24 protein-coding genes are annotated in these 24,418 nt (G+C 61.4%); 8 read left to right on the forward strand and 16 right to left on the reverse strand.

The genetic code is table 11. From position 1 onward, the window contains the following. From trpB to NKH50_RS14400, 12 genes are all read right to left on the reverse strand, one after another. Nucleotides 1-1,251 (reverse strand): tryptophan synthase subunit beta, encoded by a 1,251-nt coding sequence (gene trpB, locus NKH50_RS14345; protein ID WP_352879442.1) that lies wholly within the window; start codon nucleotides 1,249-1,251, stop codon nucleotides 1-3. A gap of 33 nt (nucleotides 1,252-1,284) precedes the next feature. Further along, complete coding sequence (locus NKH50_RS14350; protein WP_352879513.1) at nucleotides 1,285-1,944, reverse strand: phosphoribosylanthranilate isomerase; 660 nt, start codon at nucleotides 1,942-1,944, stop codon at nucleotides 1,285-1,287. 308 nt (nucleotides 1,945-2,252) lie between these two features. After that, entirely contained in the window at nucleotides 2,253-3,593 is a 1,341-nt protein-coding gene (locus NKH50_RS14355; RefSeq protein ID WP_352480272.1) for an ISNCY family transposase, read from the reverse strand. A 562-nt stretch (nucleotides 3,594-4,155) separates the two neighbouring features. Further along, nucleotides 4,156-5,289, reverse strand: coding sequence for a serine hydrolase domain-containing protein (locus NKH50_RS14360; protein WP_352879444.1), 1,134 nt, complete (start codon nucleotides 5,287-5,289; stop codon nucleotides 4,156-4,158). Further along, nucleotides 5,286-5,672 (reverse strand): amidase family protein, encoded by a 387-nt coding sequence (locus NKH50_RS29000; protein WP_502906868.1) that lies wholly within the window; start codon nucleotides 5,670-5,672, stop codon nucleotides 5,286-5,288. Before NKH50_RS29000 ends, NKH50_RS14360 begins: the two co-directional genes overlap by 4 nt. 109 nt (nucleotides 5,673-5,781) lie before the next feature. After that, nucleotides 5,782-6,096, reverse strand: a complete 315-nt coding sequence (locus NKH50_RS14370) for a hypothetical protein (protein ID WP_352879446.1) — start codon at nucleotides 6,094-6,096, stop codon at nucleotides 5,782-5,784. Nucleotides 6,097-6,108: 12 nt separating this feature from the next. Further along, a complete protein-coding gene (locus tag NKH50_RS14375; protein WP_352879448.1) occupies nucleotides 6,109-7,152 on the reverse strand; it encodes an ABC transporter ATP-binding protein in 1,044 nt (347 codons plus the stop codon). Further along, nucleotides 7,149-8,165: an ABC transporter ATP-binding protein gene (locus tag NKH50_RS14380; RefSeq protein ID WP_352879450.1), complete on the reverse strand. Its 1,017-nt coding sequence runs from the start codon at nucleotides 8,163-8,165 to the stop codon at nucleotides 7,149-7,151. Before NKH50_RS14380 ends, NKH50_RS14375 begins: the two co-directional genes overlap by 4 nt. Continuing rightward, nucleotides 8,162-9,055, reverse strand: coding sequence for an ABC transporter permease (locus NKH50_RS14385; protein ID WP_352879452.1), 894 nt, complete (start codon nucleotides 9,053-9,055; stop codon nucleotides 8,162-8,164). The genes NKH50_RS14380 and NKH50_RS14385 overlap by 4 nt, the downstream gene beginning before the upstream one ends. Nucleotide 9,056: 1 nt before the next feature. After that, nucleotides 9,057-9,995, reverse strand: coding sequence for an ABC transporter permease (locus NKH50_RS14390; RefSeq protein WP_352879454.1), 939 nt, complete (start codon nucleotides 9,993-9,995; stop codon nucleotides 9,057-9,059). A gap of 13 nt (nucleotides 9,996-10,008) precedes the next feature. Next, entirely contained in the window at nucleotides 10,009-11,592 is a 1,584-nt protein-coding gene (locus NKH50_RS14395) for an ABC transporter substrate-binding protein (protein ID WP_352879456.1), read from the reverse strand. A 637-nt stretch (nucleotides 11,593-12,229) separates the two neighbouring features. Then, nucleotides 12,230-13,570: an ISNCY family transposase gene (locus NKH50_RS14400; protein ID WP_352480272.1), complete on the reverse strand. Its 1,341-nt coding sequence runs from the start codon at nucleotides 13,568-13,570 to the stop codon at nucleotides 12,230-12,232. Nucleotides 13,571-13,757: 187 nt separating this feature from the next. Here NKH50_RS14400 and NKH50_RS14405 point away from each other — a divergent pair, with 187 nt between their 5' ends. After that, nucleotides 13,758-13,976 carry a hypothetical protein gene (locus NKH50_RS14405; RefSeq protein WP_254815955.1) on the forward strand — a complete coding sequence of 73 codons (219 nt, stop codon included), beginning with the start codon at nucleotides 13,758-13,760 and terminating at the stop codon, nucleotides 13,974-13,976. Nucleotides 13,977-13,984: 8 nt separating this feature from the next. On the opposite strand, the gene NKH50_RS14410 is transcribed toward NKH50_RS14405, so the two are convergent. The 4 genes from NKH50_RS14410 to NKH50_RS14425 all read right to left on the reverse strand — a co-directional run bounded on the left by NKH50_RS14410 (nucleotide 13,985) and on the right by NKH50_RS14425 (nucleotide 17,348). Then, the gene (locus tag NKH50_RS14410; protein WP_352472563.1) at nucleotides 13,985-14,743 is read right to left on the reverse strand and encodes a M48 family metallopeptidase; all 759 of its coding nucleotides are present in this window, start codon (nucleotides 14,741-14,743) and stop codon (nucleotides 13,985-13,987) included. A gap of 97 nt (nucleotides 14,744-14,840) precedes the next feature. Continuing rightward, nucleotides 14,841-15,317 carry a DUF2852 domain-containing protein gene (locus NKH50_RS14415; RefSeq protein ID WP_352480204.1) on the reverse strand — a complete coding sequence of 159 codons (477 nt, stop codon included), beginning with the start codon at nucleotides 15,315-15,317 and terminating at the stop codon, nucleotides 14,841-14,843. Between the two features lie 116 nt (nucleotides 15,318-15,433). Beyond that, nucleotides 15,434-16,576 carry a benzoate/H(+) symporter BenE family transporter gene (locus NKH50_RS14420; RefSeq protein WP_352686535.1) on the reverse strand — a complete coding sequence of 381 codons (1,143 nt, stop codon included), beginning with the start codon at nucleotides 16,574-16,576 and terminating at the stop codon, nucleotides 15,434-15,436. 4 nt (nucleotides 16,577-16,580) lie between these two features. After that, nucleotides 16,581-17,348, reverse strand: coding sequence for an alpha/beta hydrolase (locus NKH50_RS14425; protein ID WP_352686537.1), 768 nt, complete (start codon nucleotides 17,346-17,348; stop codon nucleotides 16,581-16,583). A 214-nt stretch (nucleotides 17,349-17,562) separates the two neighbouring features. On the opposite strand from NKH50_RS14425, the gene infC reads away from it, so the two are divergent. From infC to NKH50_RS14460, 7 genes are all read left to right on the forward strand, one after another. Further along, nucleotides 17,563-18,099 carry a translation initiation factor IF-3 gene (gene infC, locus NKH50_RS14430; RefSeq protein WP_023677573.1) on the forward strand — a complete coding sequence of 179 codons (537 nt, stop codon included), beginning with the start codon at nucleotides 17,563-17,565 and terminating at the stop codon, nucleotides 18,097-18,099. A 202-nt stretch (nucleotides 18,100-18,301) separates the two neighbouring features. Further along, nucleotides 18,302-18,943, forward strand: coding sequence for a methyltransferase family protein (locus NKH50_RS14435; RefSeq protein ID WP_352686540.1), 642 nt, complete (start codon nucleotides 18,302-18,304; stop codon nucleotides 18,941-18,943). Between the two features lie 191 nt (nucleotides 18,944-19,134). After that, nucleotides 19,135-19,338, forward strand: coding sequence for a 50S ribosomal protein L35 (gene rpmI / locus NKH50_RS14440; RefSeq protein ID WP_006201248.1), 204 nt, complete (start codon nucleotides 19,135-19,137; stop codon nucleotides 19,336-19,338). Between the two features lie 147 nt (nucleotides 19,339-19,485). Then, entirely contained in the window at nucleotides 19,486-19,887 is a 402-nt protein-coding gene (gene rplT, locus NKH50_RS14445; protein WP_006201247.1) for a 50S ribosomal protein L20, read from the forward strand. Between the two features lie 96 nt (nucleotides 19,888-19,983). Then, entirely contained in the window at nucleotides 19,984-21,069 is a 1,086-nt protein-coding gene (gene pheS, locus NKH50_RS14450; protein WP_352736789.1) for a phenylalanine--tRNA ligase subunit alpha, read from the forward strand. Between the two features lie 109 nt (nucleotides 21,070-21,178). Continuing rightward, nucleotides 21,179-23,587: a phenylalanine--tRNA ligase subunit beta gene (pheT, locus tag NKH50_RS14455; RefSeq protein WP_352879460.1), complete on the forward strand. Its 2,409-nt coding sequence runs from the start codon at nucleotides 21,179-21,181 to the stop codon at nucleotides 23,585-23,587. A 39-nt stretch (nucleotides 23,588-23,626) separates the two neighbouring features. After that, nucleotides 23,627-24,229 carry a nucleotidyltransferase family protein gene (locus NKH50_RS14460; protein WP_352879462.1) on the forward strand — a complete coding sequence of 201 codons (603 nt, stop codon included), beginning with the start codon at nucleotides 23,627-23,629 and terminating at the stop codon, nucleotides 24,227-24,229. Nucleotides 24,230-24,418: the final 189 nt, after the last annotated feature.

The following is a 24,418-nucleotide window of genomic DNA, read 5'->3' on the forward strand; positions in this document are numbered from 1 at the left end:
TCAGATCTCCATGCCCAGCATGTTGGCCACCGAATGCACGTCCTTGTCGCCGCGGCCGGACAGGTTGACGATGACGATCTGGTCCCTGTCCATGTCAGGCACGATCTTCACCGCCTGTGCGATGGCATGGGCCGATTCAAGCGCAGGAATGATGCCCTCGACGCGTGTCGTCAACTGGAACGCCTCCAGCGCCTCGCTGTCGAGGATCGGCACGTAGTCGACGCGGCCGGAATCGCGTAGCCATGAGTGCTCCGGCCCGACGCCGGGATAGTCGAGGCCGGCCGAGATCGAGTGGCCGTCCATGATCTGGCCGTCGGCGTTCTGCAGGAGGTAGGTACGGTTGCCATGCAGCACGCCGGGCGCGCCGGCACTCATCGAGGCGCAATGCTCGATGCCGTCGAGGCCGCGGCCTCCGGCTTCTACGCCGATGATGCGCACCTCACTGTCATCGAGGAAGGGATGGAACAGGCCGATAGCGTTGGAACCGCCGCCGACACAAGCGATGATGGTGTCCGGCAGCCGGCCTTCCTGCTCGAGGATCTGGGCGCGCGCCTCGGTGCCGATCACCGACTGGAAGTCGCGCACCAACTCCGGATAGGGGTGCGGGCCGGCGGCGGTGCCGATCAGGTAATAGGTATCGTCGACGTTGGTCACCCAGTCGCGCAGGGCCTCGTTCATGGCATCCTTCAGCGTGCCGTGGCCGGCCGTCACCGGCCGCACCTCGGCGCCCAGAAGCTTCATGCGAAAGACGTTGGGGCTTTGCCGGGCGACATCGGTCGCGCCCATATAGACGATACAAGGAAGCCCGAAGCGCGCCGCGACCGTGGCGGAAGCGACGCCATGCTGGCCGGCGCCGGTCTCTGCGATGATCCTCGTCTTGCCCATGCGCTTGGCGAGCAGGATCTGGCCGAGGCAGTTGTTGATCTTGTGCGAGCCGGTGTGGTTCAGGTCCTCGCGCTTGAAATAGACCTTTGCGCCGCCCCCGACGCCCTTTGCCAAGGACACCTCACGAAGATGCCTGGTCAGGCCTTCGGCGAAATAGAGCTTCGACGGCCGCCCGGCGTAATGCGTCGAGAGATCGGTCAGTTCGGCCTTGAAATTCGGGTCGTTCTTGACCTCGTTCCAGTGCCGCTCCAGCTCGAGGATCAGCGGCATCAGCGTTTCGGCAACGAAACGACCGCCAAAAATGCCGAACATGCCCTGCTCATCGGGGCCGGTGCGGAAGGAATTCGGTATCGCCGGCTTGTCCATCGCCGATCTCCTGGTCTGAGGTTTGAAGCGTGGTCAGGCGGCGCGGTTGTCGCGTGCTGCCCCGACGGCGCGGAAAAATTGTTCGATCAGCGCCGGTTCCTTGACGCCCGGCGCGCTCTCCACGCCCGAGGAAACATCTATTCCGGGCGGGTTCGCCAGCCGAAAGGCGTCGCCGATATTGCCGGCATTGAGCCCACCGGAAAGCATGTAATCAACGCCGGCGTCAAGGCCAGCCAGAATGCGCCAGTCGAAGGCAAGACCGTTGCCGCCCGGCAATTCCGAACCCTTAGGCGGCTTGGCATCGAACAGGAAGCGGTCGGCAATGCCGATGAAGGGTTTGACCCGCGCGAGATCGGCAGCCTCACTGACCGGCAGCGCCTTCATCACCGGCAAACCGTAGCGGGCCTTCACCTCTGCCACCCGCTCGGGGGGCTCGGCGCCGTGAAGCTGCAGCATGTCGGGCTGCATCTTTTCGACGATCTCGTCCAGGAACGCATCGCTGGCGTCGACCGTCACGGCGACCGCCTTGGCCTTGCCGCGCGTCGCTTCGCGCAGGCGGCCGGCTTCCGCCGGCTCGACATAGCGCGGGCTTTTGGCAAAGAAAATGAAGCCGACATGGCTGGCGCCGCCGGCCAATGCCGCAGCCAGTGCCTTGTCGGTCTTCAACCCGCATATCTTGATGTCGAGCGCCATGGCGCGGGATTGGCACGAAACGGCCAAAGAGTCGAGAAAAAGCATCCTGTTTGCCGCCAGCGTGGAACGCGCTACCTTGCTAATGTAAGAGCGGAACGCGCTACCTCGCTAATCTAGTTTCCGTCCACAAACGAGCGCATTTTGCAGCGTTTACAATGGCTTGTGCCGTACTGGATAGGCCTTTTGACGGACATAGTCAGGGTTAGGAGCGCTGATTGTCGAGAAAATGATGTCATCGGCACATCAGGCGCACGCCATGAGGGCCGGCAAATGGCCGGCGCGACGCAAGCGCGATACCTTGCGCGGAATCAGGTTGACTTGAGACGAGTGAAGAGGACGAGGTTGTAGGCCACGACCGAGGACCAGACGTAGGCCTTGAAGTGGTCAAGCCCGCGCCAGGTGCAGCGTGCCAGGCCGTAAGCGCGTTTGAGGCAAGAGATGCCGGCTTCGATGCCGGCGCGGAAGTTGCGGAGCTTGCGATAGACCCACTTGCTTCTGACCATGTCCTCGATCCTGAGGCCGGCCTTCTTATGGAAGGCCATGTCGGAGACGCCCCACGCCTTCGCTGTGGCCAGGTTGTCGCGGGTGGCGAAGCCGCCATCGGCCGCCGCTTGCCGCGGCGCTTGACCATAGAGGTCGATGTGACGCTCCAGCATCGGCAGCAAGCGGTCGCTGTCGGCCGGGTTGCCTTTCTCGATCACCAGATCGAGGATCATGCCGCTCCTGCCGGTGGTCAGGTTGAGTTTGTGGCCGTACTCGGTGTCGCGACTGCCTTTGACGATGATATCGGCATGCGATTCGAACAGGCTGACCAACTTCTCGCCGGCTGGCACCGGCTCGCCGGCCAACACCCGCCGCTCGCTCTGTCTGATGATGCGTTCGATCAGCGGCCGAAAGTGACGAACCTGAGCCTGCCACAGTGCGATGGACGGAGTGCTCGCCACTACCAGTCGCTCGCTCGTCTGCTTCAGATAGGCCAAGGTCGCGCGGGTGATTGCGATCAGCTCGCGGTAGAGTTGGACCCGATTGGGCCGACCGCGCGTGAACTGGATTTTGCGGTTGCGCTTCTTGGCTGCGCGGCAATGATCGCACCATGATGAGCCGGAGCCGCCGACCAAGGTATCGGCCCGCTTCAGCAGGCGCACCATGACCCGCACAGCATCCCAAAGCAGGCTGCTGTCGCTCGGCTCGTGTATGAGTGCCGAGGTCACGGTGCTGTCCAGCCGCACCACCGCGCCATCTTCCAGCCTCGCTTGCCGCGCGCTCGACAGCAGCGTCCGATTGATCGCCTCCCAGGTCTCGGGCCGGATCGCGCTGATCGTCTTTTGCAGCACCGACTTCTGTGGGCTCCACGACCATGGCAGGCGGGCAAAGGCGCGAAACGAGGCGGAGTCCTCAAGATGGAACGCCAGCTCCTGGTAGCTTAGTTGCCGGTACTGCTTGAGGATCGCGCAGCGCAACACCGCTTCGGCCGGCAGGCCCTGCCGTCCCGTAGCCTTGACGCCGACCCGGACCAAATCGCGGGCCACCAAGCCAAGCAGATTGCGATGCTCGTCCAGCCATCGCGACATCGCCTTCAACTCGTGGCCGATCTCGTGCGTGGCGAAAACATCGAATATATTGGCTTGGACGGTGCGTTCTTGGCGCATTGTCGGCTCCGGCGGTGGCAGGGATTTGGACTCAGTGGCATGATCCAAGATACCTGAAACCGCCGGGCCTCGCTCGCGCAAAGCTACGATTCACTAAACAAAATCAAACAGTTGCCGTTTATGGATGGAAACTAGACTAGGCCGAATACACGCCACAGCCACCCTATTTCAGGTGCCTCAGCAGTCACAGCCGATCGCGGATATTGTGCTGTCTAAGGCCTGTGAGACTGACGATTGCTCCGGATCGAGCGCGCCTTACAGCGTGGCTACTCCCACACTGCCCGGCATACGGGTCCGTACCAGAGCGGTTCGCTCGGATTAAGCTTGGGCAGAGACATGAGGTCGAGGTAGACCGAGGGACCCTAATAATGATTGCGCAGCGAGTATTGGACCGCCGGTTATGCTGACACGTGACAGAATCCCGCCGGCTAACCGGCGACGACATCACAGTGCCGATTTTGGCCCACGACAAAACCGACACGGGCCGCGGGGATGGCAGAATCGCGAGCGGCAGCGCGTATCGCGCAAAGATTTAATGACGAAGCGGCCGGCGACCAGCTCATCATTCTGCAGCGAGCTCGGCCATCATCTTCACCAGGGGATCACTGAAGTCGGGGTCGGAGGCACTCTTGTTCTCGAGCACGCCAAAGTAGACGACGACGTTGCCGGTGTCAGGGTTCGCGAGCATGTACTGGCCGCCGTAGCCGCCGTGGCCAAGGAAGGTGCCGTCGGTGTTCACGTGGCGGCTATAGCGCGTCCAGTCACGCGTCTTCGAGTAGACAGGGCCTGGATTGCGGCGTGTTTCTTCGATGAAAGCGGCATCGCCGACGCGGCGACCGTCGATGCCCTCGCCCTTGCGCGCGAAGAGCAGCCCGTAGCGCGCGAGATCGCGGGCGGCGAGGCAGGCCCCGCCGCAGAGCAGCGGCACACCCTTGCGGTCGCAGGTGATATGGAAGCATCCCTCGAGGCCCGCCGCCTCAACGATCTCGATCAGCCAGTCGCGCAGAGCCCGGCCGCTGACGCGCTCGATGATCCAGCCGAGCACATCGGTGTTGGTTGACTTATACAGCATCTCTCCGGTGCGATTCGCCAGGTCACCGCCGGTGATGCCGCAGATGAAGGAGCGGGTCGTCCCTTCCTTCTGACCATCCAGCGGCAGGCGCCAGCCGTAGGCAGGCTCCCAGTCGTAGGCCCCTGCGTAGGGGTCGCTGTAGTCCTCACTGAAGTCGTTGGCGACGTTCATGTCGGCGACCGCCTTGACGGTAGCCTCGGCATAGCCGGTACCGATCTCCGGCAGATAGGTGCCTACTCGCGCGTCGAGATTGACGAGGCCGTCAGCCACCGCGCGACCGAGTATCAGGTTAAGCGTCGTCTTCGTGATAGACATGATGGGATGCGGCCTGTCGGGCCCGAAGTCCGGCGCGTAGGCCTCGTAGAGGACGCGATCGTCGCGCACCACGACGAAGGCCGAGAAATGTGGCATGGCGAGGAAACGTGCGACCTCAGGCCGTTCGCCAATGGTCCAGTCGACCTCCTTCCGGAGTGGCAAGACGCGGGGGGCGCGTATCGAAAAGGCATAGCGCATCGTGGTGTGGAGGTTGTGGAAGCCACTGCGGCGGTGGTCGGGCAGGTTCCAGCGCGGCTTGTTGTCGAACAGGGTGACGAGGTCGGGATTGGCGATCGAGGAGAGCGTCATGCGGCGGGCCTTTCCAAGTAGGGGCGGTTCATGGGACTCATGAAGAGTGCACGGTGCGTGTGTTTCAGCGACCTGATAGCCGATCCAGGTGCTAACGCCGGAATCTTCCTGGCTTCGGGCCGCCGAAGATGCGAGGGTTCAAGCAGACAAGCCGCAGTATGCTGCGTTGGTTGCGAATAGAACCCCCGGCATCGGAGCCTCGCCGTCGAGCGGCGCCGGTTAAGTCTCGAGTAAGACCAATCGATTTGATCCGGACGGTCCGGGCCACCGGAAATGCGTCCGCGGGACGGGAGCAGCCCGACGAGGCCGCACCAGGATGCCGAAAAACGAATTGAGTCGCTACGGTCGCTGGCTTGTGCAATCGGAACGATGCCAGCGGCCACCGCCGCTGCGGGTCCCGCAGACGAGCCGCCTGTAGAGCGGCCGAGAGTCCTTAGCCCTCCAGCCCGGGCGCGACGAAAAAAGAAGCTGTCGGCATTTGAACGGTAGCCTTTAAACAATCAGCTTCCTTTCTCTTGAAAACGACCGGCTTCGGTAGCTCCGAGATTCTTGCGAAGGAATGGCACGCCAAAAATGCCCCGTCTGCGCGGGGGCGACGAAAGTAGCATCTTCGTAGAACTCGATAACGACGTTGATCCGCGGATTGACCTCGTCGTGCGCCGCGCGGGCCAGGCGCATCGATTTCGCGGATGTCGCGTCCACTTTGCCCGCGCGCACGAGCGCACCGATGTCATCGCACTTTATGTATTCACTCAGTCTCACTTCCTTTGTTTCTTCTATCTTCTTCGCATGGTCTGGGAGGAGCAATGGATGACTAAGTCATTTCATGGTTGGCCCAGCTAAAGACAGCCGTCTCTGCTCAAACGGCATCGCGGTTTCGCGCTCCAGCGGGAAATGGCATTTGAAGCTGTGATCCGCGTCATCCGGGTTTGTTGAAGGTTCGGGAAAGACGCGGCTGCAGATATCCTGCGCGTAACGACAACGGGTGTGAAACTCGCAGCCGGATGGCCGGCGCAACAGGCTCGGCACGTCACCCTTGAGCTCTATCCGGTTCAGCACCGCATCCGGGTCGGGCTCCGGATTGGCCGCAAGCAGCGCCTCCGTGTAGGGATGACGCGGGTGCTCAAAAGTACGCTCGGTCGAGCCGACCTCAATAAAGCGGCCGAGATACATGATCGCCATGCGATCGGTCATGTGGCGGACAACGTTAAGATTGTGCGTGATGATGAGGATCGCCGTGCCGAGTTCGTCTTGAAGCCGCGCGAGAAGATTGAGCACCTCGCCTTGCACTGAGACGTCGAGGCCTGCGGTCGGCTCATCGGCAATGATCAAGTCCGGGTTCAGGGCAAGAGCACGCGCGATACCAACGCGCCTGGCCTGACCTCCGGAAAGCTGATGGGGATAGCGGCGAGCAAAATCCGCCGGCAAGCCGACCATGCGCAGCAGGCGCTCCGCTTCGCCTCTGGCATCGCGACGCTTTAATCCATGGATGCGAAAAGGCTCTGTCAGGAGCGATCGAACGGTCAGCCTCGGCGAGAGTGAGCCGACGGGATCCTGGAACATCATCGCCATGCGCCGCAAGTAGGGCTTGCGTTCGGCCCCGCTGAGCTCCTCAATTTCCTGTCCGTCGAAGCTGATGCTGCCGCTCACGGCCCGCTGCAAGCCGATTATCGTGCGCGCGATGGTGGATTTGCCTGAGCCGCTTTCACCGACAAGGGCGAGTGTCTCGCCCTTGCGGATTTCAAAGGACACACCGCATACCGCGTCGATGAAAGGGGCTTTCGTCCCGGTTGCGAGCGCCTTCAGCGGACCCATGGTGCGGAAGCGGACCCGCAGGTCCTCAACCCGAAGCAGCGCGCTCATGCCGAAACCAACCGCTCCTCGTCGAGGAGATGGCATCGGGCGACTTGGTCCACGCCGATGCGGTACTCGACCGGGTTCTCTTGCAGACAGCGATTGAATGCTTGGGGGCACCGGGCGCGGAAGATACATCCGTTCCTGCTGCCGAGGAGACTGGGCACCTCGCCCGGAATGGTCGGCAAAGTGCGCGTGCTTTTTTTGACCCGCCCTGGATCGCACTCAAGTAGCGCGCGCGTATATGGATGAGCAGGATTGTGGAAGATGTCCCGGACAGCTCCCGCCTCCACCACTTCGCCCGCATACATGACGGCGACCCGGTCGCACAACTCAGCTACCGCGCCGAGGTGGTGGGAGACGAACAAGACCGAGCAGCCGATCTCCTTTTGCAGTTCTTTGAGAAGATGGATGATCTGCACTTCCAGCGTTGCATCGAGCGCAGTGGTTGGCTCGTCGGCGACGAGGAGCGCTGGTTTCACAAGAAGCGCCATGGCAATGCAAACGCGCTGACGCATGCCGCCAGAGAAGTGATGCGGATAGGCGCCGATACGGCTTTGGGGATCCGGAATTCCCACCCGGTGAAGCATTTCGAGGGCACGAATGCGCTTTTCGCTCCGGCTTCCTTGATCGTGGTGCTGGATATCGATCATCTGGCTCTCGATGGTCCGCACCGGATTGAGTGCGGTCATCGGATCCTGAAAGATCATGGAGAGACGATCGCCGAGCAGGTTCCGACGCGCCTGAGCGGGCATTTTGAGCAGGTCTTTACCTTCGAATAGAATGCTGCCGGATGTCACATCTGCATTTTCTGGAAGCAGGCCCATCACTGCATAGGCGAGCGTCGACTTCCCAGATCCGCTTTCGCCGACTATGCCAATCACCTGTGCGGCCGGGACGTCGAGAGAAACGTTACGCAGGGCATGGACGCGTCCACTCGGTGTGCCGAAATCGAGATTTAGGTCACGGATCTCAAGAAGCGGCCGGGCGGACGTATGGGATATCGAATCGTCGCGTCTCATAGGTCTTTCCGCAATTTCGGATCGAATATGTCGCGCAGCGCCTCACCCAGAAACGTGAAGCCAAGCGTTGCGAGGACGATGGGAATGCCGCCGGCGATGACCAGCCAAGGTGTTCTATCGATATAGTTATAGCCATCGTTGAGGATAGCTCCCCAATCGGGCGTTGGTGGGCGCACGCCCATGCCGAGAAAGCTGAGACCCGCCTCTACGGCGATGACGGCCGGAACGTCCATGCTCACCAGAATGAGAAGCGGGCCGAGAACATTGGGCAGTACGTGCACGACGAGAATGCGCGTCGTGCCGGCGCCCATACTACGCTCTGCGGCGATGTACTCACTACTACGCAGCGCTTCTGTCTGGGTGCGCACGACGCGTGCGTAAATGGGCATAGACGTTATTGAGATGACTAGAATGACACTCGCCAAGCTTGGTCCCAGAAGCGCGATCATGGCCAACGCGAAAATGATGCCGGGAAACGAACGTATTGTATCGAAGAAAAGCAGGAGCGCATTGTCGATCCAGCGAGGACCGAACCCTGCAATCAAACCAAGTACGAGGCCGACTGCCAGCGAACTGCCGAGAGAGGCGAAAGCAACGAGGAGGGGGATGCGGCCGCCCATGACTACGCGAGAAAACGTGTCGCGGCCCAATTGGTCCGTACCCAGTAGAAAATCCATTGAAGGTGCGGCCAGACGCGGCCCGACCATGATCCGGGTCGGATCGTGCGTGATCATCAGCGGGGCGAAGATCGCGATTGTTGCTATGAGTATGACAAGCACTGCTCCGAGTATGCCCAGGCGTTTTTTGCGAAATTGCCGCAAAAAGGTGCGAAAGGCGCCGGTAGCCATCGTATCGTTGGGTTCCGGACGGATGGCTTCAGCGATCACCATGTCAGAGCTTTTCCCGGGTTCGCGGATCGAGGAATGCATTGACAAGATCCGAGAAGGTCGTGGCAGCAACGATTACAAACGTGGTGACGAGCACGGTGCCCATCACAATCGGATAGTTGCGCGCATTAACCGCATTCACGATCAGTGCGCCGATGCCAGGTCTCGCGAAGACCACCTCGATAAAGACGGCGGACGAAAGCAGCCAACCTATGCCTACCCCGAGTATGGTTACGGTCGGCAGGATCGCGAGCGGCAGCGCGTAGCGCGCAACGATGCGCCATTCCGAGATCCCGAAAGAGCGGGCCATCCGTATGTGGTTTTCACTAAGGATCTCAAGCATGGACGCCCGGATCAGTCGGGAAATGTAGCCGACCCAGCCAATACCTATGGCAAAGCCTGGGAGGATGAGATGGACAAGTCCATCCCACAAGCCATTGCCGGCTCCGATAGCTGGCAACCATCGCAGGGTCACCGCAAAAATCAGGAGCGCGTAGACCGCCACGACGAAGGAAGGAATTGCGATCGTGGCGACTGTCACGATGCCGGCCACCTGGTCGATCAGGGAGTTGCGCCGCATCGCCGAGTAGCAGCCGAGTGGAACCGCAATCGCGACGGCCCATAAGATCGAGATGATAATCAGCTCGATCGTATAGGGCAGCTGCTCGAAAACAATGTCCGCAACAGGTCGCTGGCTGAATACATCAAAACCGAGATTGCCATGGAGCAGCCCGCCGAAGAAGGTAGCGATCTGCATGATGAACGGCTTGTCCAGTCCCATCTTCTCGTAGAGTTGCGCCTTCATTTCCGGAGTTGCCCGTGGTCCGAGCAGAACCGCCGCAGGATCGCCGGGTACTGCTCTGATCATCAGGAACAGAAGCGTCACCGCGATCGCAATAATTGCGATCGCGAGAGCAATCCTTTTGAGAAGATAGAGCCACACGTTCCCGGCGCCTCTAAACGGTCTTGAAGTCGAGGTACAGTGGGTAACCGTCCGGGCGGGTGGCGGTCTGCATTCTTGTGGTACGATACACGATCGCCGTTCCCCCGTGGGTCAGGAACCGATAGGCGCCAGAATCCTCCATAAGATCCTGCATCTCATGGTACAGCTTCGCCCGCGCATTCGGGTCGTCCATCGTGACCGCCTCTGCGGCCAGTTGATCATAGCGTTCGCTGCGGAAGCGCTCCCAATTCGAAGCCGTACCGACTAGAGATTGCACGAACCAAGACGTCGGATAATACGGATCCGGCAACGAGGCGTATGGCTCCAAGATAAGCTGCAGATCTTTCCAGCGCTCGCCTTCAGTTTCTACGCCGAGCGTCCAGAACGAGCCGGAATCTTGGAGATTGATCTCAAGGGAAATGCCGATCTGCGACAATTGCGCCTGAACTGCCTGGGCTATAGTCGAAGACGTACTATCATTCAGGCAGTCGATCGTAAGGGCCAGACCGGCCACACCGGCCTTCTCCAGAAACTCCTTGGCTTTCTCAACATCGCCTTCCGGCGGCACAAGGCCCGTGTCGCGGTGCCCGATCATACCTGGAGGAATGATCCCTGTTGATGGGGCTGCTTGACCCGAATAAGCGGCATCAAGGATCTGTGGCACATTGATCGCCCATTGGATTGCCTTCCGGACATTGATGTCCTTCAGCTTCGGGTGATCTAGGTTCATACCGATCCAGGTGAAACCGAGATCTTGGTATTCCTCGACCTTCGTGTCGACGGGCGGATCGTTCTTGAAAGTCGCAAGCGAATCCAGACCGATATCAGTGAAATCGACGTCGCCCGCCTGATAGGCGCGTTCCCGCGCCTTGGCGTCGGGAATCGACAGGAGGCGGATTTCGTCAAAGCCCGGCATCGGGCCGGACCACTCCGGATTGCGCGTCAAGACCGTATACTGGTTCGGCTTCCAGTCTGCGAGCACATACGGGCCGGAGAAAGCAGGCGGTTTCGTACCAAAAGTACCGCCGTCCTTGGTTGCCTTTGTCACCGCATCTTCGGAAAGGATATGCCCAACCCCAAAGGGAAGCGAGATCAACCAGAGCGGCGCATACGGCGTCTTCAGCACGATCATGCCTGTATAGTCATCTTCAATATCGACATGATCGAGCGAACCCCAATCGGACTTCACTGGCGAATTGCGCTTGATCACGCGCTCGAACGAGAATTTGACGTCCCTAGCAGTCAACTCTCCGTGGCCTCCGGTGAACTTGATGCCCTTCTTAAGACGGAAGCGGATATGGGTGGGATCGACCTTTTCGATTTTTTCTGCCGCTTCCAGTTCCCACCCCCATTGGGAACCCGGCTTGTAGCGCGTGAGCTTCGAATAGATGCAGCTCATGACATCTACTTCGTGGTTTAGAACGTAAAACCCTGGATCAAACGTCGCGGGGTTAATTCTCCAACCCACCTTCAGCACCTTGCCCTCGGCTGCCCAGATCGCTTGCGAGAGTGGCATGCCGGCAACGATGCCTGCGGCAAGCGTCGCGCCGGTTTTGAGAAATGCCCGGCGGCTCACAGGGTTCACGATATCTTTCACGATTGGTTCCTCCCGTTTGTGTTAAGCGACTTCCCGTTTAGAGCGGTCGTATTTGCGTTGGTTCATTGACTGGAAAATGCGTTTCCGCGTTTTACAGCCGAAATAACTTTTTTCGTCGGCGCCTCCACAGCGGACTCCTCGACCACGCGCCGGTGCGCATGATCAAGGACTTGCACGATTCGTAGCAACAGGGAGGGGATAGTTTGCGCCAAAATGGGCCGACTGCTGAAATGTGTGTCGCAAAAGTGACGCAGTTTGAAATGTTGGAATCACGGGGCTCACCGCGTCTTCGATATACGCATCATCGAAGATGACCAGCGGCGACTAACCGCCAAGCTCCATCCTGACGTGTTTCATTTTCCCTCTGCGGCGCGATAGACCTTTCGGCCGTGGCCACCGACCCAATCAGCGACACCTTTGCCACGCGCCGATCAGTCGCTAGCTAGTTTCCGTCCACAAACGAGCGCATTTTGCAGCGTTTACAATGGCTTGTGCCGTACTGGATAGGCCTTTTGACGGACATAGTCAGGGTTAGGAGCGCTGATTGTCGAGAAAATGATGTCATCGGCACATCAGGCGCACGCCATGAGGGCCGGCAAATGGCCGGCGCGACGCAAGCGCGATACCTTGCGCGGAATCAGGTTGACTTGAGACGAGTGAAGAGGACGAGGTTGTAGGCCACGACCGAGGACCAGACGTAGGCCTTGAAGTGGTCAAGCCCGCGCCAGGTGCAGCGTGCCAGGCCGTAAGCGCGTTTGAGGCAAGAGATGCCGGCTTCGATGCCGGCGCGGAAGTTGCGGAGCTTGCGATAGACCCACTTGCTTCTGACCATGTCCTCGATCCTGAGGCCGGCCTTCTTATGGAAGGCCATGTCGGAGACGCCCCACGCCTTCGCTGTGGCCAGGTTGTCGCGGGTGGCGAAGCCGCCATCGGCCGCCGCTTGCCGCGGCGCTTGACCATAGAGGTCGATGTGACGCTCCAGCATCGGCAGCAAGCGGTCGCTGTCGGCCGGGTTGCCTTTCTCGATCACCAGATCGAGGATCATGCCGCTCCTGCCGGTGGTCAGGTTGAGTTTGTGGCCGTACTCGGTGTCGCGACTGCCTTTGACGATGATATCGGCATGCGATTCGAACAGGCTGACCAACTTCTCGCCGGCTGGCACCGGCTCGCCGGCCAACACCCGCCGCTCGCTCTGTCTGATGATGCGTTCGATCAGCGGCCGAAAGTGACGAACCTGAGCCTGCCACAGTGCGATGGACGGAGTGCTCGCCACTACCAGTCGCTCGCTCGTCTGCTTCAGATAGGCCAAGGTCGCGCGGGTGATTGCGATCAGCTCGCGGTAGAGTTGGACCCGATTGGGCCGACCGCGCGTGAACTGGATTTTGCGGTTGCGCTTCTTGGCTGCGCGGCAATGATCGCACCATGATGAGCCGGAGCCGCCGACCAAGGTATCGGCCCGCTTCAGCAGGCGCACCATGACCCGCACAGCATCCCAAAGCAGGCTGCTGTCGCTCGGCTCGTGTATGAGTGCCGAGGTCACGGTGCTGTCCAGCCGCACCACCGCGCCATCTTCCAGCCTCGCTTGCCGCGCGCTCGACAGCAGCGTCCGATTGATCGCCTCCCAGGTCTCGGGCCGGATCGCGCTGATCGTCTTTTGCAGCACCGACTTCTGTGGGCTCCACGACCATGGCAGGCGGGCAAAGGCGCGAAACGAGGCGGAGTCCTCAAGATGGAACGCCAGCTCCTGGTAGCTTAGTTGCCGGTACTGCTTGAGGATCGCGCAGCGCAACACCGCTTCGGCCGGCAGGCCCTGCCGTCCCGTAGCCTTGACGCCGACCCGGACCAAATCGCGGGCCACCAAGCCAAGCAGATTGCGATGCTCGTCCAGCCATCGCGACATCGCCTTCAACTCGTGGCCGATCTCGTGCGTGGCGAAAACATCGAATATATTGGCTTGGACGGTGCGTTCTTGGCGCATTGTCGGCTCCGGCGGTGGCAGGGATTTGGACTCAGTGGCATGATCCAAGATACCTGAAACCGCCGGGCCTCGCTCGCGCAAAGCTACGATTCACTAAACAAAATCAAACAGTTGCCGTTTATGGATGGAAACTAATCTAAGAGCGCAACGCCACTTGCTCAGGCACAAAGGCGGGAGAACAAAGATCATGCCGGAAAAGACCGTCGCGGAACTCAGGCAAAAGCTGGCGCAGGCCCATGAGGTCATCGCTCATTTGATGGACAAGGCGGCTTTCAACGGCGCCGAGGCGCACCGGGCGCTGGCTTATTTCAGCAACGAGACCTTCGAGAAGGATTTTCTGCCCTGGCCCCGCCATGTCGATGAGGGGTTGCGGCCGGAGGAGTTGAACGCGGCGAATGACGATTGATCGGACAACTACTCGAACGCGATCGCCTGCAGCGCGCCGCCATTGCGCTTGAGCCAATCCTTGCAGCGCTCGGTATCCGGGCAAAGCTGCTCGCATAACTTCCAGAATTTCGGCCCGTGGTTCATCTCCTTGAGATGCGCCACCTCGTGCGCGACGAGGTAGTTTATCACCGGCCGCGGCGCCATCATGATGCGCCAAGAAAACGACAGATTGCCGTCCGACGTGCACGACCCCCAGCGGCTCGACGTATCCTTGAAGCGGATCGCCTTGGCGCGCTTGCCGATCGCCGCGCTGTGCTTGGTCACCAGCGCTTCGATCTCGCGCTTGGCTTCGCGCTTGAGGAAATCGGCGATGCGGCGCGGCAGATGCACGCGTTCGCCATGCACGATCATCAGCGGCCCGCGCTCGTCGCGCGACAGCGTGACGGTGCCGCGTTTCGACGGTTCATGGACGATGCGATGCGGCACGCCGCGCACCGGTACCTTGATGCCGGGCCGGACCTGCGGCCGGTTGGGCACTTTGGCTAGCCTTTGCTCCAGCCAGTCCTGATGGCGGTCGAGGAATTTTTCCACCTCGCCGCGCCGCAGCCCCGGCGGCACGGTGATGCGCAGACCACGGCCGCCGGAATCGATGCGCAGTGTCAGGCGCCGCGCCCGGTCGTTCTCGACGATCTTGAGCGGCAGCGTGCGGCCGGCAACGCAATGCTCGCGCTCCACGACGGGCGTGGGTTTGGGTTTCGTCGGGGTGCGAAAGAAGCCGAAGGACATTCCGGGACGATACGTGATTCGAGGGAAACGACTAGAACAAAAAAGAAACGGCGCCGCTGACGCGACGCCGTTGGATTATCTATCTGCGCACGGGACCTTACTCGTCAAGCAGGCCTGGCGTGGACTTGCCGCTGGATTTGTTGTTCGTCGCCGACCCGGTCGTGGGGGACGTCGACTTGTTGCGATTGGCCATGAAGCGATCGAACTCTTCCTGATCCTTGGCGCGGCGCAACTCGCGGGCATATTCGTCGAACTCGCTCAGCATCTCGTCGAGCTTGCGGCGTTCCTCGGCAAGCCGCTCGAGTTCCTTTTCGCGCCAGTCGTCGAAAGCGACGTTGCCGGTGCGGGCGGAGCCATGACCCCAGCGCGCGGCCTTGTCGGAACCGCGGCGGCAACCGGCGAAGATGCCGTCGGTGGCGCGGTTGACGTCGCGCTTGAAGCCCTCGAGCCGGTCGCCCCAGATGATGTAGGCGAGCATGGCCAAGCCGAGCGGCCAGAACACCATGAACCCGATCACCATCAACGCGATGGTCGCCGGCGTCCAGGCCGGACGGATCAATGCAGATGTGTTCATTTCTCCCAATCCTTCAGTTGGAGACAGCCAAATCCGGCTGCGTTGAATCGAAATGGGATGGAGAAAACGGCGATTCAAGACAGCGATCGCCAAAACCGGACAAGCGGCTGAAATGATTATCGCTTTTTGAGATTTTCGAGGAAAAGCACGACCAATCCGGCAATCAGCCCCCAGAACGCCGCGCCGACGCCGAACAGCGTCAGCCCCGATGCGGTAACGGCGAAGGTGACGGTGGCGGCCATCCGCTCGTCCTCGTCTTTCAAGGCGATCGACAATGCATTGGCGAGCGGCGCCATCAGCGCCAGGCCGGCGACCAGCGCGATCAGGCTCTGCGGCAATACGGCGAAGATCGCCACCAGCGAGGCGCCGAACAGGGCAAAGACGAGATAGGCCAACGCATAGAACGGCCCGGTCTTCCAGCGCTCGGCCGGATCGGGATGCACGTCGGGCCCGGTGCAGATCGCCGCCGAGATTGCCGCCAGATTGGTAGTCGAGGCGCCGAACGGCGCCGTCAGCAGCGAAAACAGGCCGGTGACGCCGATCAGCGGCCCGGGTTCGGGATGATAGCCGGCTGCCCTCAGCACGGCGAGGCCGGACAGGTTCTGCGAGGCCATGGTGACGAGGTAGAGCGGCAAGGCGAGGCCGATGATTGCAGTGGCGGTGAACCGCGGCATCACCAGTATCAAGCTCGAGAGTTCCGGTGCCGGCAGACCGCCGACCCGGCCGGTGAGGAAGGCGGCGAGACCGCCGCCGATCAGCACCAGCAGCACCGACAGCGCCGGGTTGAACAGGCGGATGACGAAGAACGCCGCAACCAGCGGCAGGATCAGCCAGGGGTCGACGGGAACGGTCTTCACCGCATTGATGGCGAAGGTGACGACGATGCCGGCCAGCATTCCGGATGCGACGGACGCCGGTATTCTGGCGATCAGCTTGGTCAAGGGCCTGAACAGGCCTGTGGCGATCAGCAGGACCGCGGTGACGACGAAGGCGCCAACCGCCTCATCCATCGAAAAGCCGGTCGACGCGGCGATCAGCGCCACGCCTGGCGTCGACCATGCGGTAATGACCGGCATTTTTGTGCGCCAGGACAGCCACAGGCTCTCGATCGCCATCGCCAGGCAAAGCGCCGTCACCCAGCTTGCGGTCTCGACCTGCGTTGCGCCGACCGCCTTGGCGGCGGCAATGACGATGGCCAGCGTACCGCCGAAGCCGACGATCGCCGCGACGAAGGCGGACACCGGAATGGAAATGCGCATGCCTCTATCCCGCCTGCCGCACCATAGCGTCCACCGCCCGCACCAGCATGTCGAGATCCTGCGGCCGCGACAGGCGGTGGTCGCCGTCGGGGATGAGCGACAGCGTGACGTCGTCGGCCGGCAGCAGGCTGACCAGCTTCAACGCATGGCTCGACGGCACGTCGGGATCGGCCAGGCCTTGCAGGATGTGGACCGGACAGTGCGTGTCGATCGGCCCGGTCATCACCCGGTTGTTGCGGCCGTCCTCGATCAGTCCGCGCGTGTAGATGTACGGTTCGGCGGAATAGTCCGACGGCTCTTCGAAAAAGCCCTTTTTCCTGAGGTCGCGCTTCTGCGCCCCGGTCAGCACCGGCTCCACCAGTTCGAACGTGAAATCGGGCGCCGGCGCCAGCAGCACAAGGCCGGCGACGCTGTTCTCGCCCGCCTTGTGCAACTCCTGCACCATGCGCAGCGCGATCCAGGCGCCCATCGACGAACCGACCAGGATTTGCCTGCCCCGGGTGAAGCGGCGGAAAACCGCCAGGCTCTCGCCCAGCCATTTCGAGATGGTGCCGTCGGCAAAGGCGCCACTCGATTCGCCGTGGCCGGAATAATCGTGGCGCAGGAAGGCGCGGCCTTCTTTGCGCGTCCATTCCGACAAGGTTTCGGCCTTGGTGCCCAGCATGTCGGATTTGTAGCCGCCAAGCCAGACGATGCCGGGCTCGGCACCTGCCGCATGCCTGACGGCAATGCTCGTCCCGTCGACGTCCAGGAAGATCGGGGTGGTGCTCATGGTGTATTCCCTCACGCCGGTCTTTTGGCACAAGCGGGGGTTCAACGAAAAGTGCTCTGCTACTTTCTTCGCTTGGTGCAGAGGAGCATTCATCGGGCAGGTGATTTCCTGAGAATGCTGTGCTATTGACTCCGACCGCGCGCTCACCACATTGCGCGTTCGCAATTCTGAACTGAAGAACCCCTTAACGAAACGGCTCAAGGAGACCACGACCATTCGCAGACCTTTCAAAGCAGCGGCGCCCACCAAGGAAGGCCCGCGCTCCAACCGTGACATCCGGGTTCCCCGGGTCCAGCTAATCGACGCCGAAGGCCAGAACCGCGGCGATGTCTCCATCAACGACGCATTGCTGCTCGCCGAAGAGGCTGGGCTCGACCTGGTCGAGATATCGCCCAATGCAGTGCCGCCCGTCGTAAAGATCCTCGATCTCGGCAAGCTGAAATACGCCAACCAGAAGAAGGCGGCCGAGGCGCGCAAGAACCAGAAGGTCATCGAGATCAAGGAGATCAAGATGCGCCCGAACATCGACAGCCACGACTACGAGACCAAGATGAAGGCTGTCCGGCGCTTTTTCGAGGAAGGCGACAAGGTCAAGCTGACATTGCGCTTCCGCGGTCGCGAGATGGCGCATATGGAACTCGGCATGCAGCTTCTGAACAAGGTTCGCGAGGAAGTGGCGCCCATCGCCAAGGTCGAAGCCGAACCGAAGCTCGAAGGCCGCCAGATGATGATGGTGCTGGCGCCCCGCTAACGCGCGTTGCGCTTTAGTTCTGTTTTGTGCATGTCCTTGTCGCAAAACCGCTGCGCACTTTTGGGCGACGTGCATAAAATCCGCCTGAATCATGTTGCAAGGCGTCCCGGCGATCGGCGGGGCGCCTGTTTTCTTGGCCAGACGCTGCGATCGCCGGCGAGAGCAAAGACGCTCTGGTTCCCTCGACGATCGGATTCCCGACATGGTCAATGACGTCAAGCATTCGGAAGCCAAATATGGGCTGGGCAGCTACCAGCACACGCGCAGGATGGTGCTTGCCGTCGTCGTCGTCGTCCTGTTCGCGATGCTTTTGTTCGGGCAGTCGGTTTTTCCGCCCGATACGCCTGTGCATGAAACGATCGAAATGGTTGGCGTCGTGCTGATCTTTCTCGGCATCGTCGGACGCTTGTGGTCGACGCTCTATATCGGCGGTCGCAAATCCTCCGAAGTGGTGACCGGCGGCCCCTATTCGATCACCCGCAACCCGCTCTATGTCTTCTCTACTTTAGCTGCCGCCGGTGTCGGCGCACAGATCGGCTCCATCACCGCCACGATCGGCTTTGCAGCGCTTTGCGCGGGTGCCTTTTACATCGTTATCCTGCGCGAGGAGAAATTCCTCAAGGAGGTTCTCGGCGCGCCATACCAGGCCTACCTGGCGAAAGTGCCGCGCTTTTTTCCGAAGCTGTCGCTGTATCAGGAAGGCGACACCGGCGGCTTCAAGCCGCGCCTGCTGCGAACCACGCTGCTGGACGGTCTGGTCTTCCTGATTGCCTTGCCGGCTTTCGAACTGATCGACGGCGCCCAGCAGTCCGGCATATTGCCGGTGCTGTTCCGTTTCCCCTGAGTGCAGTATTGCTGAGTACAGTGTTGCTCGGTACGGGGTGTTGCGCGCCGGCCCGCTTTGACGTATAGGACCGCCGTTCCCAAAAAACCGCCCGGCAGGGCATGCCGTGGCGGTTTCATTTGCTTTTCGGGCTTTGGTCGGCCTGAAGCGAACAAAAAGCGCATTGGTGCGCATATAAACGGAGTAGCAAAATGCCCAAGATGAAGACCAAGTCGGCCGCCAAGAAGCGGTTCAAGATCACAGGTACGGGTAAAGTTCTGTCGGCTGCGGCCGGCAAGCGTCACGGCATGATCAAGCGTTCCAACAAGTTCATTCGAAATGCCCGCGGCACGATGGTTCTGGCTGAACCGGACGGCAAGAAGGTCATCAAGAATTTTCTGCCGAACGGCCTCTAGGGCATGATGCCAAAAAGTTGCAGACTTTTTGGAAACATCATGCGCCAAAATAAGAGCATTCGGTCTGGACACGCATTTGTTTTACGCAATTCCGAACGGAAAACCGCTAGGCACTTTTCCTGGAATTGCTTTTAAGGAGATCATGACATGGCACGCGTAAAGAGAGGCGTCACCTCGCACGCCAAGCACAAGAAGGTCCTGAAAGCCGCCAAGGGTTTTTACGGCCGTCGCAAGAACACCATCCGGATCGCCAAGCAGGCGGTGGAAAAGTCGCTACAGTACGCCTATCGCGACCGCAAGAATCGCAAGCGTTCGTTCCGCGCGCTGTGGATCCAGCGCATCAATGCGGCGACGCATGAGCATGGCCTGACCTACGGCCGCTTCATCGACGGTCTCAACAAGGCTGGCATCGAGATCGACCGCAAGATCCTGTCGGATATGGCCATCCACGAGCCGCAGGCCTTCGCCGCACTCGTGGCCAAGGCCAAGGTCGCGCTCGAATATCTCAAGAACACCACGCCGAATGCTTTTGAAAGCGCTGTCGCTTAAGACCAGCGCTTCCCAAGCTATTCGACACTTGATTTGGGAAACCCGCGCTGGCAGGGCTGGCGCGGGTTTTTCTTTGCTTCCAATCGGATCTGGAACATGAGTGACATGGAAACTCTCGAACATTCCCTGATGGCCGAGATTGCCTCGGCCGCCGACGAGCAGGCGATCGAGGCGGTGCGTGTCTCGGCCCTCGGCAAGAAGGGCTCGGTTTCCGAGATGCTGAAGACGCTTGGCTCGATGAGCGCCGAGGAGCGCCAGGTCAAGGGCCCGGCGATCAACGGCCTCAAGAACCGCGTCACCGAGGCGCTTTCTCTTCGCCGCGCCGAGCTGAAGGACGCGGCGATTATGGCGCGTCTCGCCGCCGAGAAGGTCGACGTGACGCTGCCGGTCAGGCAATCGCCGGCCGAGCGCGGCCGCATCCATCCGATCAGCCAGGTCATCGACGAGATCGCGGCGATCTTCGGCGATCTCGGCTTTGCCATCGCCGAAGGTCCCGACATCGAGACCGACTATTACAACTTCACCTCGCTGAACTTCCCGGAAGGCCACCCGGCGCGCGAGATGCACGACACCTTCTTTTTCCAGCCGGACGCGCAGGGCGAACGCAAGCTTTTGCGCACCCACACCTCGCCGGTGCAGATCCGCACCATGGAGATGCAGAAGCCGCCGATCCGCATCGTCATCCCCGGCAAGACTTACCGGCAGGATTCCGATGCCACCCACTCGCCGATGTTCCATCAGGTCGAGGGGCTGGTGATCGACAAGTCGGCCAACGTCGCCAACATGAAATGGGTGCTGGAGGAGTTCTGCAAGGCCTTCTTCGAGGTGCCGAGCGTGAAGATGCGCTTCCGGCCGTCTTTCTTCCCGTTTACCGAGCCCAGCCTCGAGGTCGACATCCAGTGCGATCGTTCGCGGCCGGGCGAGGTGCGCTTCGGCGAAGGCTCCGACTGGATGGAGATCCTCGGCTGCGGCATGGTGCACCCCAATGTGCTCCGTTACGGTGGCCTCGATCCTGACGAATACCAGGGCTTCGCCTGGGGCATGGGCATCGACCGCATCGCCATGCTGAAATACGGCATGCCGGATCTGCGCGCCTTCTTCGACGCCGATGTCCGCTGGCTTTCGCATTACGGTTTTAGGCCGCTCGACATGCCAACGCTGTTCGGTGGCCTGAGCGCGTGACGAGCGGGCTGCAGCAGCAAATCCGCGGACAGCTCGCCTTCCTGCACATGTCGGACGCGCGGCCGCATAGCTTCAAGTGCAACGTGCCCAGACCAGACGGAACACAGTCATGAAACTCACCCTCTCCTGGCTCAAAGACCATCTCGAGACCGACGCCTCGCTGGCGGAAATCGTCGAGCGTCTCACCTCGATCGGCCTTGAAGTCGAGCATGTCGACGACCGGGCGAGCCTAGCCCCCTTCGTCATCGCCAAGGTGGTGACGGCGGTGCAGCACCCAGATGCCGACCGGCTTCGCGTGCTGACCGTCGACACCGGCGACGGCAAGCCGCCGGTGCAGGTCGTGTGTGGAGCGCCGAACGCCCGCGCCGGCCTGATCGGCGCCTTTGCGGCACCGGGCACCTATATCCCCGGCATCGACGTGACGCTGACCGTCGGCAAGATCCGTGGCGTTGAAAGCCACGGCATGATGTGCTCCGAACGTGAGCTCGAATTATCCGAAGAGCATGACGGCATCATCGACCTGCCGGCCGATGCGCCGGTCGGCACCAGTTTCGCCGCCTATGCCCATCTCGACGATCCGCTGATCGAGATCAATCTGACGCCGAACCGGCCGGACGCCACCAGTGTCCATGGCATCGCCCGGGATTTGGCGGCGAGTGGGCTTGGCACGCTGAAGAGCGCGCCGATAGAGCCGATCCCCGGCAAAGACGCGACGCCGATCAAGGTGACGATCGAAGCGCCGGAGCTCTGCCCCGGCTTTGCCCTGCGCCTGGTGCGCGGCGTCAAGAACGGACCGTCGCCGAAATGGCTGCAGCAAAGGCTTCTCGCCATCGGCTTGAGGCCGATCAGCGCGCTCGTCGATATCACCAATTACGTCACCTTCGACCGCGGTCGGCCGCTGCATGTTTTTGACGCTGGGAAGGTCACCGGCAATCTCACCGTGCGCCGGGCGCGTGACGGCGAAAAGGTGCTGGCGCTCGACGGCCGCGAATACACGCTGACGCCTGAGATGTGCGTGATCGCAGACCAGGACGGCATCGAATCGATCGCCGGCATCATGGGCGGCGAGCATTCCGGGTGTGACGAGAACACCACCGATGTGCTGATCGAGTCGGCGCTTTGGGACCCGATCGCCACCGCCCGCACCGGCCGCACGCTCGGCATCATCAGCGATGCACGCTACCGCTTCGAGCGTGGCGTCGACCCGGAAATGATGGTTCCCGGCGTGGAGCTGGCAACGAAGCTGGTGCTCGATTTCTGCGGCGGCACGCCGGCGCAAACCGAGGTCGTCGGCTATGCCGGCCATCGGCCGAAGATCGTCTCGTTCCCTTTGTCGGAAGTGAGGCGGCTGACCGGCATCGAAGTGCCGCGCTCGACGAGCCTCGACATTCTTGCCCGCCTCGGCTTCAGGCCGGAGGGCACGGGCGATGTCGTCAATGTAGCGGTCCCGTCCTGGCGACCGGATGTCGACGGCAAGGCCGACCTGGTCGAGGAGGTCATGCGCATCCACGGCGTCGACAATATCGCGCCGCAGCCGCTTGGTTCGCACGATGCGGTCAACGCCAAGATCCTGACTGTGCTGCAGATCCGCACCCGCGCCGCCAAGCGGGCGCTTGCCGTGCGCGGCATGATGGAGGCCGTCACCTGGTCGTTCATTCCGGCAAAACACGCCGAATTGTTCGGCGGCGGCCGGCAGGCGCTAAAGCTTGCCAACCCGATCGCGGCCGATATGTCGGATATGCGGCCGTCGCTGCTCCCGGGGCTGATCGCGGCAGCGCAACGCAATGCCGACAAGGGCATCGGCGATGTCGCGCTGTTCGAAGTGTCGGGCACTTACGAGGGCGACGGCGCCGACCAGCAGCGGCGCGTTGCCGCCGGCGTGCGGCGCGGCACCGCCAAGCTCGAGGGCTCCGGCCGCCATTGGGCCGGCAACGCCGGCGCCGTCGGCGTCTTCGATGCCAAGGCCGATGCGATCGCAGCACTCGAAGCCTGCGGCGCGCCGGTCGAGCGGCTGCAGATCGAGGCCGGCGGCCCGGCCTGGTATCATCCCGGCCGCTCCGGCACGATCAAGCTCGGGCCGAAGGTCGTGCTCGGCACATTCGGCGAATTCCACCCGAAGACGCTGGAAGGGCTTGACGTCTCCGGCCCGCTCTGCGGCTTCGAAGTATTCATTGATGCGGTGCCCGAGCCGAAGGCCAAGCCGACGCGGACAAAGCCAAGGCTCGATCTGTCCGCCTTCCAGGCGGTCAAGCGCGACTTCGCCTTCGTCGTCGACAAGGCGGTCGAAGCCGGCACACTCGTTCGCGCCGCCCTAGCCGCCGACAGGAAGCTGATTTCCGGCGTCTCGGTGTTCGACGTTTTCGAGGGTACCGCCCTCGGCGCGGCGAAGAAATCGATCGCCATCGAGGTGTCGATCCAGCCCGTCGAAAAGACGCTGACCGACGAGGATTTCGAGGCGCTGGCCAAGCGCATCGTCGAGAACGTGCACAAGCAGACCGGCGGTGTGCTGCGCGGCTGAGGGGTTGCGAGCGCCTGGCGAATCGCCGTCCAAAGGGCGATGGACCATTTGCGCTATTCAGGGCTGCCCTTCGAGGAACAGCGTGCAGTCTTTCTCGATATCGTCTCAGCCGATCCGCTGGTCAGTGAGACGCTGTCGCGGGTACGGGTGCTAGGCCTGCCGGACTGGCTGGTCGTCTCCGGCGCGCTTTACAACAGCGTTTGGAACCATCTGACCGGAAAGCCTTCGGGGTACGGCATCAAAGATGTCGACCTGTTCTATTTCGATGAGAGGGATTTGTCCTACGAGGCCGAGGATTTGGTCATTCGTTGTGCGGCGGAGCATTTCGAAGGGCTGAAGCTGCCGGTCGAGGTGCGCAATCAGGCGCGGGTGCATCTGTGGTATCCGAGCAAGTTCGGGCAGGAATGCCCGCGCTATATGAGCGCTAGCGAATCGGTCAGCTATTTTGCGTCGAAGACGCATGCAGTCGGCGTGCGCTACGATACCGAAGGGCGCCTCGATCTGGTGGCGCCGTTCGGGCTCGACGACATTTTTTCGTTCCGCATCACGCCGAACAGGGTGCTGGATAATCAGCGGACCCATGAGCTGAAGGGCAGGCGGGCACAGGAGTGCTGGCCGGAGATTACTGTCGTGCCTTGGTAGAATGTCGGCGCGAGGCACCTGCCCTGCCGGGCATCTCCCGCAAGAAGGGCGATTGGCAGTTCCAGCGCCCTGCCCGCCCTTCCGGCGCCGGTGATTGGCGAAAGCCGAGGTGACGTCCAATTTCCCTCCTTGAGGGGGAGATGTCCGGCAGGACAGAGGGGGTGCCAATTTCTCGCAATTATTCTGCAC

The organism is Mesorhizobium sp. M1027, from assembly GCF_040318745.1.
Lineage (GTDB): Bacteria > Pseudomonadota > Alphaproteobacteria > Rhizobiales > Rhizobiaceae > Mesorhizobium.